Origin of the sequence: Flavobacterium sp. GT3P67, from assembly GCF_004349155.1 — a bacterium.
Classification (GTDB): domain Bacteria; phylum Bacteroidota; class Bacteroidia; order Flavobacteriales; family Flavobacteriaceae; genus Flavobacterium; species Flavobacterium ranwuense.
On sequence record NZ_SMLF01000008.1, the window covers coordinates 215,186 to 227,189 of the forward strand.

Genomic DNA, 12,004 nt, shown 5'->3' on the forward strand with positions numbered 1-12,004 from the left:
GTTGTTAATTTTGTGATGGTAATATTTTTTTAATTACTTTTTGGAATGGAGCTAAAATAACATCCATATTTATTAATCCTATGTCGTTTGTGGCTCTGTACGTTAATAGAATTGCTAATGGAGTCAGGATAAAAGAGGATAACCAAGCTCCCATAAAAGGAGTCATTCCGTTTTCCTGTGCAATTCTTTTTCCAAAAGTATTTATAAAGTGAAATGTTATAAAGATTAAAATAGCAAAAACAATTGGAAGGCCCAAACCGCCTTTTCTGATAATTGCTCCCAATGGTGCTCCAATGAAAAACATTAGAAAACAAGCAAATACAATTACAAATTTATCGTAAAATGCCAATAAATGTTTATTGATATTCTTTTGTTTATTGTCTAATTCGGTTTTAGTAGTATCGATGGAGTAGGTGGTACTGGTAAGATTACTAACTGCTATTTTTAAAATATCCGATTTTTGTTCTACAGTATATAATGACAAAATATCTTTAGGAAGAGGTTTTCTTTTTGTTGCTTTCTCCAGTTTTTTATTTAAAGGAATGCCAACTCTCATATTGCTGTTTTCAGAAAATGAAATAATGTCATTTTTCATGTTCTTTTTTAATGAATCCAAAGTGTAATTTAACTCATTAACGGTTAGCATTGTGTTCGTATTAGCAACACTTTCATCGGTAACATCGGTCTTATTTAATTCAGATAAATCGATATTAATGATGTGTTTTTTAAAGGAACTTTTAGCAAAAGGCATTTTACTGCGATCTTCATATTTTTTTGGAACAATATCCTCGTAGTAATAGCCATCGTTTAGAACTAATTGTAAAATACTGGATTGTTCACTGCTGATTAACTCACCGTCTTTTGCTTTAATTACCGTTTTACTTCCGTCACCAATGTTCGATTTTTTATGAATTGTCACACCGGTAAGAATATTACCTTGTTCACCGGATTTTTTATTCACCTTAATGTTGTAAAACCCCACATCGTTAAACTGACCTTCGGCTATTGCCAATGCCGGTTTTACCTGTGCAATGTTTTTTCTGAAATTGATGAATTTGTATTCGGCATACGGGATTACATTATTCGAAAAGAAAAAGGCAACAATACTTAATAAAACGATGAATACAGTCAAACTTCTCATTGCTCTTTGCAACGAAATCCCGGAAGATTTCATAGCTGCAAATTCATAATTTTCAGCCAAGTTACCAAAGGTCATTATGGAGGCCAATAGTATAGAAAGAGGCAATACCAATGGAACTATTCTTGGCATAGAAAATGCCAGGAATTTAATAATCATTAGTAAGTCTAAGTCTTTACCGGCCAATTCAGATATGAATAACCAGACTGTTTGAAGTATAAAAATAAAAAATAGGATTACAAATACCGTAGTAAATGTAGTCAAGAATGTTTTTAATAAGTATTTGTCAAGAATTTTCACCTAATAGATTAATCTAATTTGTTGATGTAGTAATTTGGATATTTACTTTCCGCAAATGTAAATTGATTTTTTGACAAAGGTTGGTTGGTTTTGAAAGAATTAACCGTTAAAGTAGTTTTTGTACCTTTTTTACCTATTTCGATTAAGTTATAGATGTGTTTTGTTTGGATATCAATTCCCAGTAATACTTCTTTTCTTTGATCTTTTGAACTGGTGGGAACCAATTTTATATACTGAATTTTTCGACCTTTTACGTTTTGTAAAATATCCATATTGTATTTATAACCCGTATTGAAAAAAGTTAGCATTTTTGAAGGTGTAATGGCATTATCGTCTTTCTCGTTGACTTTAGAAATAGTAATTTCCTCATCTTCCGGAACAATAGTGTATGTTTTTTTACCATCAAAAATTTTAGTTACTCCCATGAAATTCAAAACATATTGATTTCCTTTCATGGTTACATTGCCTTTACTGTCTTGATTGATGTTTTCTTTAGCATTAGTCAAAGAATACTTGAAATCGATTATGATTGTATTATAGCTTTGAACTTTAGCGGTAACTTGATCTAAAAGTTCTTTTGCTTTTTTGTCTTGTGCGTGTATTGAGAAACTAAAAAATAATAATGCTGCAATTAAAAGAAATTTTTTCCCCATAGTTTCGGTATTGTTTTTTTTAGATTCTTGAATTTTTGATTTCATGGTATTAATTGTTTTGTTCATTGTTGAAAAATTGATCAAGAGAACTCATATCCAGAATGTTTACACTGCGTGCTTTACTTCCTTCAAACGGGCCTACAATTCCTGCAGCTTCAAGTTGATCAATCAATCGACCTGCTCTGTTGTAGCCTAATTTTAGTTTTCTTTGTAACAATGAAGCCGAACCTTGTTGTGCATTTACAATGATTTCGGCGGCTTCTCTAAACAAAGTATCTCTATCGGAGATATCCATATCAAGATTAATGCCACTTTCCTCCCCAATAAATTCAGGAAGTAAATAAGCCGTTGCATACGCTTTTTGAGAACCTATAAAATCAGTAATTTTCTCCACTTCGGGAGTATCTATAAAGGCACATTGTACCCGTACCACATCATTTCCGTTTGTATAAAGCATATCACCACGTCCTATTAATTGATCCGCACCCTGAGTATCCAGAATAGTTCTTGAATCAATTTTTGAGGTAACTCTAAAAGCTATTCTCGCAGGGAAATTGGCTTTTATCAAACCTGTAATTACATTCACGGATGGTCTTTGAGTGGCTATAATTAAGTGAATTCCAATGGCTCGCGCCAGTTGGGCTAAACGGGCTATAGGAACTTCAACTTCTTTTCCAGCGGTCATAATCAAATCGGCAAACTCATCAACAACAAGAACAATATAAGGTAAAAATCGGTGTCCGTTTTCTGGATTCAATTTTCGAGCCTTAAATTTATCGTTGTATTCTTTTATATTTCGAACCATCGCATCTTTTAATAAAGAATAACGGTTGTCCATTTCCACACAAAGGGAATTTAACGTATTGACCACTTTAGCATTATCCGTAATAATAGCGTCATCCATATCTGGAAGCTTGGCTAAATAATGTCTTTCAATTTTATTGAACAGTGTAAGCTCTACTTTTTTAGGATCGACCAATACAAACTTAACTTCGGCTGGATGTTTTTTGTACAAAAGAGAAGTCAGAACGGCATTCAATCCAACAGACTTTCCTTGTCCGGTAGCACCCGCCATCAATAAGTGAGGCATTTTGGCTAAATCAACCACAAAAGTTTCATTAGAAATTGTTTTTCCAAGAGCGATTGGTAATTCCATTTCGGCTTCCTGAAATTTGGCTGAGCCAATAACACTTTTCATAGAAACCATCGTTGGATTCTTATTAGGAACCTCGATTCCGATCGTCCCTTTTCCAGGAATAGGGGCAATGATACGAATTCCTAATGCCGAAAGTGACAATGCGATATCGTCTTCTAAACTTTTGATTTTTGAAATACGAATTCCCGCTTCCGGTACAATTTCATATAAAGTAACCGATGGTCCAACGGTAGCTTTTATTTGTGCAATTTCAATTTTATAATTGCGAAGCGTATCTACAATTCTGTTTTTATTCTCTTCTAATTCTTCCTGATTGATGGTAATTCCTCCAGTCGAATATTCTTTTAATAAATCAATCGTAGGGAATTTATAATTGGATAAATCCAAAGTTGGGTCAAATAATCCAAAATCAGCGACCAATCGAGACGCTAAATTTTCTTCAATAATATCTTCTTCCGGAGCTGTTTCTATTACAAAAGAATCGTCAGCATTCGAAATAACTTCGGGAGTTGCAACAGGTGTAACTTCCATGGCAAGCGGTTTTACAACCGGATTTCTATTGATATCAGATGAATTACTTATGGTTGGTTTCAACGCTTCTTTGTTAATTTCAAATTGTGAACCATTCGTTTTTAAATGAATATCATCTAGATTTTCCTCAACAACGGCAAATTCTTCCAGATTATAACCACTTGTTCCATTATTTAGCGGATTGGTGATTGTAACCGCTTTCATTTCTTTTTTGGTAGTATCAAAAAAGGACTGAATACTTTCCGGCGAAAGTTTGATTTTGAAAATTATATAGATGATAAGTCCGAATAACAAAATCAATAATGTTCCTGTTTTTCCAATGTAATCCTGCAGGAATAAATTCAATTCATATCCAATAGTTCCTCCTAATTCTGGGGCTGAAGTGGCAAAAAATCCAAACAAAACGGATAAGATAATAATCACGAATAAATCCCAAAACCAAATGCTTTTTAGTTTTACTAAAGAAATACCAAGAATCATGTATATTCCGGTTAGGAAAAATAAACGCACGAATATAAATGCAGCAATTCCAAAACCTTTATAAACCAGTAAATCAGCTAAAAATGCGCCAAATTTCCCCAACCAATTCTGAACTATTTCAGCCCTGTCAGTTAATTCTCTAACAGCGCTTTGATCTTGTTGTCCGTAAATAAAAAAGGAAATAAACGCAAATAATAAGGCTATTGAAAACAATACCAAAACAGATCCAAAAACAATTTTGTGTTGTTTGGTGATTTTTAATGGATTATTCTCCTCAGCTCTAGCGCCGTTTTTTTTATCTAAAGGTGCTGTTTTTTTTATTTTTGCCATTCTTGATTATACTATTATCTAAAGTAATATTGGGATATATATGATTAAACCGATTGCTATTGCTGTTAAAGCAGCAAAAAATACTGCTCCTGCAGCAATATCTTTGATGAATCCAATTCTTTCATGATAATTAGGATGAATAAAATCAGCTATTTTTTCAATTGCTGTATTTAAACCTTCGACACTCATGATTAAACCAATGGCTAAAGTTTGAAAAAGCCATTCGGTTTTAGAAATGCCAAAATAAAACCCGGCAATAGTCATCATTATTCCTATCGAAAATTGTACTATAATGCTGTGTTCTGTTGTAATTAACTTTACGGCACCCTTAAATGCATAAGTGACGCTTTTTAATCTTCCGGTAAAAAAAGTATTATCTTTTTGAAATTCCATTCGAGGCTGTTAAAGTACTGCTAATGCAGCTTCGTAGTTTGGTTCATCTACAATTTCACCTACTTGCTCCGTATGAGTAATTGTTCCGTTTTCATCAACAACAATAATAACTCTTGAATGTAATCCAGCCAAAGGTCCGTCAGTAATTTCTAATCCATTTGTTTTACCAAAACTTCCTTCTGAGAAATCAGATAAATTAACTACATTTTCAAGCCCTTCTGCACCACAAAAACGTTTTTGAGCAAATGGTAAATCTCTTGAAATACATAAAACAGTAGTGTTCTCTAAAGTACTGGCATTTTCGTTAAATTTTCGAACTGACGTTGCACAAGTTCCTGTGTCAATACTTGGAAAAATATTCAACACTAATTTTTTCCCAGCAAAGTCGCTTAATGTAGCAATGGAAAGATCGCTTTTAACTAATTTAAAATCAGCGATTTTTGCACCTATTTTTGGTAATTCCCCTGAAGTGTTTATTGGATTTCCTCCTAATGTTATTGAAGCCATAGTGTATGTTTTTTAATGAGGTTCAAAAGTATGAAAATTATTTAAGAATTTGTCCTCAAATGTCGCGATAAGTTTACCATTTTGGCTTAAATTATCAACCATAAGATTCCAAAGTGTTTTTGGTTTATTGAATAAAAAACGCACCCGTTGCGGAGTGCGTTTTAGAAATATTGAATTAAAAATCTTTTTATTTATCGATAGAACCCAAAACACGTTTCATGAAAGTGTTTAAAGCTTCTTTTTTATCGGTTCCGGTTTTTACCAGCTTATTAACTTCTAAAGCTCCGTACATATTAGAAATTAATTCCCCAATAACATCTAATTCTTCATCTTTCAAGGATGAAATTTCAGTCATTGCTTCCAGAACTTCGATTGTCTCTATGATGTAATCTTCATCATTTTCTTCTATAAACTGCGTTAAATGCTTAATTACGGGTAATTTCATATTTAGACTTCTTAGATTTTTAGATATTTTAGATTTTTAGACTTCTTAAATTTTTTAAAATTTTAGATAAAGAGATTCGAGGAATCTATCAAACTAAGAAGTCTAAAAATCTAAGCTAGTCTAGTGATCTAATTAAACTATTTCGTTTACTAATTCAATCAGCACTTCTTGTTTATTGGTTTGTGTTTCGTTTACCAGTTTGCCATTTACAAAAGTGGCAAAAGTTGGCAAATTACTCACATTAGCTAATTTTCTTGATTCAGGAAAATTTTCAGCATCAACAAGAGCAAAGGTGATTGTTTCGTTTTCTGAAGCTAATTTTTTGAATTTTGGCTTCATAATCCGGCAATTTCCGCACCATGATGCCGAAAATTGAACGACTACTTTTTCGTCTTTTGCAATTAAATCCTGTAACGTATCTTCGGTTAATTCGATTAACATATTTTTATTTTTTAAAGGTACAAAATGGTAAAGGTTTAAAGTTTTAGAGTTTTGGAAAGTCAAAAAGCAAAGCAGCAAAATAACTTTGCTACTTTGTACGTTTCAACTTCTGTAACTTTATTTAGTTTAAACTCAAGTATTCTGCAGTACTTTTTCTATCAGCGCTCATTGCTTCTTTTCCAGCTTCCCAGTTGGCTGGACAAACTTCACCTTTTTCTTGAATGTGCGTGTAAGCATCAACCATACGTAAATATTCATTTACATTACGACCTAATGGCATATCGTTTACACTTTCGTGGAAAATTTTTCCAGTTTCATCGATAAGGTACGTAGCTCTATAAGTAACATTTGAACCTTCAATAATGATAGAATCTGTTTCTTCACTATAACCAGTTTCTTCAATATCAAGGATTCCTAAAATGTTAGATAAGTTTCTGTTAGTATCAGCAAGAATTGGATACGTAACTCCTTCGATTCCACCATTATTTTTTGGAGTATTTAACCATGCAAAATGCACTTCATTTGTATCACAAGAAGCACCTATAACAATTGTATTTCTTTTTCCGAATTCTGGTAGAGCTGCTTGAAAAGCATGTAATTCAGTTGGGCAAACGAATGTGAAATCTTTAGGGTACCAAAACAAAAGTACTTTTTTGTTGTTTTTTGTTGCTTCTTCGAAAATATTGATTTTTAAATTATCACCCATTTCAGAAATAGCGTCTACTGCAATACTTGGAAATTTTTTACCTACTAATGACATTTTATTTACTTTTTTAGTTATTTTTTGATAGTGCAAAAGTAGTCTATACAATAGCTCAATTAAAATAGTATTTGATTATAAATATTTATTTATAAATAGAAAATTGCTATGATGTAGTTTTTTAAAGATTTAAGTTATTAATTACAAGAAGTTAACCTCCACGGGTAGAGTTCCTTTGCATTTTGAGTTTTCTAAAAGTTGCTCAGCAGCGGTTTCTTGAAATTCTGTAAAATCTTGATACATTTCTACAATTCCTAAAGCATGTTCCAGATGTGGGATAACTTGTAGGGCATACGGATTCCCAAAAACATACAACACACATTTTTTGGTCGTAAATAAGGTACCTAAAAATTGAAGTACGGATTCTTCAATATCAAAATTATTTAAAGGTTTTGCCTTTGGAACAAATAAAGAAATGACTAAAGTGTCAAATTTATTCAGTTTTTTTTCTAATTCACTTAGAACGGAATCACCTCCAGTTTCATAACTAAATTCAGGGGAAGGCAAAGCAGCAGATAGATTTTTGAAAAATACATTATCGGTACTTTTATAGATGCTGATTTTAGCAAGATCTTCTCTGTTTTTAGCATCAAAAACGGTTACGGTATTGTGATTGTCTTTTATTTTTGTAATGCAGTTTTGAGCAATTTTTAGATTTAATTTCGAAGTAGTTTCAAAATCAAAGTCATTCCCTAAAAGGTTTGGCAACCTTAGTTTTCCATCCACAATTCCTGCTTTTTCTTTACATTTCCAGATGCGTTGAAAACTGGCTTCAATCCGTTTGGATGTTGCTTTTTTTAAGATTTCCTGGATTCCGTCGGGAACATTTTCGGCAAAGCATAAAACATCATTTCCGGCATTGAAAGCTTCCCATTCCAGTTGTCCTTTTTTATCATATAATTTAGAAACGCTGTGCATATTCAACGCATCCGAAATCACTAAACCATCATATCCCAATTGCTTTCGCAAAAGAGTTTCGATAACCGATTTTGATAATGTCGCCGAAGTATCTTTTCCTTCATTTAAAGCGGGAACGGCTAAATGACCAATCATAATCGAATCGACATTATTCTCGATTCCTTTTATAAAAGGAACTAATTCATGGGCTAATAATTCTTCCAGGGTTTCTTCTAAAACGGGTAATCCTAAGTGCGAATCGATATTGGTATTTCCGTGTCCGGGAAAATGTTTGAGGCAGCCTAAAATACCGACATCATTCATTCCTCTGAGATATTCAAGAGCAAAATCAGCTACTTTTTCTTTGTTTTGACCAAAAGAACGATACCCAATTACAGGATTATTCGGGTTGTTATTGACGTCTGCCAACGGCGCTAAATTATAATGAATTCCAACGGATTTTAAGTCTAAACCTATTTGCTTCCCAACTTCGTAAACCAAATGTTTTTCACTATTCGGTAAAGCGCCAAGGGTAATCGCATACGGATATTGAGGTGTTTTTTCGACGCGCATGGCTAATCCCCATTCGGCATCAATACTCATTAATAAAGGAGTCGTAGCACAGTTTTGATACCTGACGATGAGTTCTTTTAGACGTTTAAAACTATCATCATTCAGGACTATTTTTTTCTTGGTTTCATAATTGGTTGCGGCACTGGCTCGACTATGAAAAAAGGTCAATCCGCCTATATTGTACTCTTTAATTAATCGTTCGGTTGCCTGAATGTTTTCTTCGGTATCATTGATGAAAACTGCAGGAAAGAAAAATTGTCCTATTTTTTGTTCTAATGTCATTTTGAAACAACTTTAAATGGTAAAATTAGATATCTGATTTCTTTCCGAAATCGGCAGGAAAAATCAAAAATCGTGATAAAATTAATCCTGGTATGGTTGCCAAAAACACCCAAATGAAGAAATTTCCATACCCCAGATATTCCTGAATATAACCGCTCAACATTCCCGGAATCATCATACCTAAAGCCATAAATCCGGTTGCAATGGAGTAGTGGGACGTTTTTGATTCTCCATCGGCCACATAAATCAAATACATCATGAAAGCCGCAAAACCAAATCCGTAACCAAATTGCTCAATAATTACTACTGAAGTTATATAAGGATTTAAAACATAATCAAAAGTATAATGGAACATTTCTACATGTAAATTGAAAGCAGAAACAGGGTGAAAATTTGCCAATAAAACAAATCCAATGATAGGTAAATGCATTATTAAAATCATAGGTAGCATCCACTTTCCTAATCCATCTCTAGAAATCACGATACCGCCCAAAACACCACCAATAACAAGTGCGCTTACTCCAAATGTTCCGTAAATAACTCCAACATCCTGTGTGGTTAAACCCATTCCGCCAGCTGATATCGGATCTATTAAAAAAGGCGTAAGCATTTTTAATAATTGGGATTCACCTAATCTGAATAATAGAATGAAAGCCAAAATCAAACCAATTTGTTTCTTTTGAAAAAAAGTAGCGAAAACGGCTCCGAAACTTTTACTTGGTACCGAATCCGTTTTTGTTTCTACGATTTTTGTTTCAATTTTTGGAGTTGAAAAATAATTGTAAATGGTAATTACAGCCATAATAAACCCGACAACAACCATCGTGTACGACCATGCTTTTTGTTTATCGCCATATTCGTGTTCCAGATAGCCGGCAATAACCACGATTAATCCGTTTCCGGTAAGCATGGAAAGTCTATAAAAAGTACTTCGAATTCCAAGGAAAAAGGATTGTTGCTCTTTCTCTAAAGCTAACATATAGAATCCATCACTGGCCACATCATTAGATGCCGAAGCAAATGCAGCAACCCAAAAAACGGCTAAACTGATAACGAAAAAATTACTCAAAGGAATCGTTAAACCCACAATCAAAAAAGCAACAGAAATTAGCAATTGCATGCTTAAAAACCACTTTCTCTTAGTGGAATAGAGATCAATAAACGGACTCCACAACGGTTTAATTACCCATGGTAAATACAGTAAGCTGGTATAAATTCCAATATCTTCGTTGTTGATTCCGAGATTTTTATACATAATTACCGATACCGAAATTATGATGGCATACGGTAAGCCGGAAGCAAAGTTTAAAACTGGAATCCAATACCAAGGTCTATTGTCTATTTTCATTTTTAGCGTATTATATTCGATTAAATTTTATAGCGTAAAGTTCACTAAGGTTGCTTCACTTTCATTACCATAAAAATCAATGAATGTAATGGCGCAGGTTGTATTTTTGTCTAATTTATAAGTTGGTATAACAACTTCAACAGTATCAATATTATCTTTAAATGCTATTTTATCAATAATTTGGCTTGGATCGTTGACATCAATTTTTGAATTAAATTTAGCTCCATAAACCATAACGTAACGCACTTTACTATACAAAGGATAGGTGACATTAAATCTTGATGAAATAGGATCTATCAAAATGTTATTTGCTGAGGGTACAATAGCCATTTTTTTTACGGAACTGGGTACTACAGTAGGAAGTGCCGGATATTTGTATTGGTTTTCTGTTAGTAATTTAGTCACACTTTGATTTTTGTTCAAAAATGATTTGGCACTAAAAAAAGCATTTCCCTGAATGTTTTTGTAGGATCTTGTAATGTCTATTTGATTCGGGATTTCATTTGGATTATTCCATCTTTTATCAGAGTCGGTGTTGATTTTATAAGTTCCGTTTCCAATGTAGATTGCGGTATTAGTTGAATTTTCAGACCACCAACGCAATAATTTAGAATAGGAAGCTTTAGGATGATCCATGCTCCAGTACAATTGCGGAACAAGGTAATCAATCCATTTGTTTTCCATCCAAGCCAATGGATCAGCGAATAAATCATCGTAATTAGTTTGTCCCGCTTCTGTTTCTGAACCTTTTGGATCCACTGATTTATTTCTCCAAACTCCAAACGGGCTGATACCAAATTGTACCCACGGTTTTATATTTTTAATCGAAACCGAGACATCTTTTACAAAAGTATTTACATTCGAACGTCTCCAATCCTCTAAACTCATTCCGTTTCCATATTTTTTAAAAGAATCAGTATCGTTAAATACTTCTCCTTTTATTCTGTACGGATAAAAATAGTCATCAAAATGAATGGCATCAATGTCATAATTTTGGACAACTTCTTCGACAACGGTCAATAAATGTTTTTGAACTTCGGGTAATGCCGGATTGTAATAATATTTTCCACCATATTTGATCATCCATTCCGGATACTTAAAATAGTCATGTTCCGGACTTAAAAGCGAGGTATTGTAATCCATTGTAGCACGATATGGATTTAACCAGGCATGAAATTCAAACCCACGGGCATGCGTCTCAGCGATCATCCATGCTAATGTGTCAAAATAAGGTTTTGGAGCCTGTCCTTCTTTTCCAGTCAAGAAACGGGACCAAGGCGCTAATTTTGTTGGATAAAAAGCATCACCAACGCTTCTAATTTGAACAATTACTGCATTATAATTTAGTTTTTTATACGCATCTAAAATCTCAATATAATCTGCTTTTTGTTTGGCAACATTATCGGTACTGGTTTTTGGCCAGTCAATGTTTACCACGGTAGCTATCCAAACGGCTCTAAATTCATTTTTTGGATTTGTGGCCATGATTTGCGCTTTTACATTCGAAAACGAAAGTAAAAGAAACATAATAAGAAATCCTATATACTTGTAATTCTTCATTATTGTTGTGTTTATAAAGTATTCAAAAATAGTTTTTTTAGAGAAATTTACCAGTTAAAATCCTGATAAAATTTGACTTATTTCATTAGTGCAATTTCTTTGCCAATTTTTTCTAAATCCGTTTGAATGCACTTTCTGACAAATAATAAAAGGATTTTAAATATTTTAAATTTTTCTTATTTGATTTTTCAACTTATAATAGGGTATATA

At 33.1% G+C, this 12,004-nt stretch carries 11 protein-coding genes; all 11 read right to left on the reverse strand.

What is annotated here, in order from left to right; genetic code table 11:
* Positions 1–4: 4 nt before the first annotated feature.
* The gene (locus E0H99_RS13710) at positions 5–1,438 is read right to left on the reverse strand and encodes an LptF/LptG family permease (RefSeq protein ID WP_131996632.1); all 1,434 of its coding nucleotides are present in this window, start codon (positions 1,436–1,438) and stop codon (positions 5–7) included.
* A gap of 8 nt (positions 1,439–1,446) precedes the next feature.
* The gene (locus tag E0H99_RS13715) at positions 1,447–2,136 is read right to left on the reverse strand and encodes a LolA family protein (protein WP_131996635.1); all 690 of its coding nucleotides are present in this window, start codon (positions 2,134–2,136) and stop codon (positions 1,447–1,449) included.
* 4 nt (positions 2,137–2,140) lie between these two features.
* On the reverse strand, positions 2,141–4,588 hold the full coding sequence (locus tag E0H99_RS13720) for a DNA translocase FtsK (RefSeq protein WP_131996638.1): 2,448 nt from the start codon (positions 4,586–4,588) through the stop codon (positions 2,141–2,143).
* A gap of 18 nt (positions 4,589–4,606) precedes the next feature.
* Positions 4,607–4,981, reverse strand: a complete 375-nt coding sequence (locus E0H99_RS13725; RefSeq protein WP_131996641.1) for a diacylglycerol kinase family protein — start codon at positions 4,979–4,981, stop codon at positions 4,607–4,609.
* A 9-nt stretch (positions 4,982–4,990) separates the two neighbouring features.
* Entirely contained in the window at positions 4,991–5,488 is a 498-nt protein-coding gene (tpx, locus tag E0H99_RS13730; protein WP_131996644.1) for a thiol peroxidase, read from the reverse strand.
* 187 nt (positions 5,489–5,675) lie between these two features.
* A complete protein-coding gene (locus E0H99_RS13735) occupies positions 5,676–5,933 on the reverse strand; it encodes a DUF6952 family protein (protein ID WP_091172168.1) in 258 nt (85 codons plus the stop codon).
* Between the two features lie 132 nt (positions 5,934–6,065).
* Positions 6,066–6,374, reverse strand: coding sequence for a thioredoxin family protein (locus E0H99_RS13740; protein ID WP_091172170.1), 309 nt, complete (start codon positions 6,372–6,374; stop codon positions 6,066–6,068).
* A gap of 121 nt (positions 6,375–6,495) precedes the next feature.
* The gene (locus tag E0H99_RS13745; RefSeq protein ID WP_131996647.1) at positions 6,496–7,134 is read right to left on the reverse strand and encodes a peroxiredoxin; all 639 of its coding nucleotides are present in this window, start codon (positions 7,132–7,134) and stop codon (positions 6,496–6,498) included.
* A 141-nt stretch (positions 7,135–7,275) separates the two neighbouring features.
* A complete protein-coding gene (locus E0H99_RS13750) occupies positions 7,276–8,886 on the reverse strand; it encodes a glycoside hydrolase family 3 protein (RefSeq protein WP_131996650.1) in 1,611 nt (536 codons plus the stop codon).
* Positions 8,887–8,911: 25 nt separating this feature from the next.
* The gene (locus tag E0H99_RS13755) at positions 8,912–10,234 is read right to left on the reverse strand and encodes an MFS transporter (RefSeq protein WP_131996653.1); all 1,323 of its coding nucleotides are present in this window, start codon (positions 10,232–10,234) and stop codon (positions 8,912–8,914) included.
* Positions 10,235–10,261: 27 nt separating this feature from the next.
* On the reverse strand, positions 10,262–11,794 hold the full coding sequence (locus E0H99_RS13760) for a glycoside hydrolase family 10 protein (RefSeq protein ID WP_131996656.1): 1,533 nt from the start codon (positions 11,792–11,794) through the stop codon (positions 10,262–10,264).
* Between the last annotated feature and the right edge of the window lie 210 nt (positions 11,795–12,004).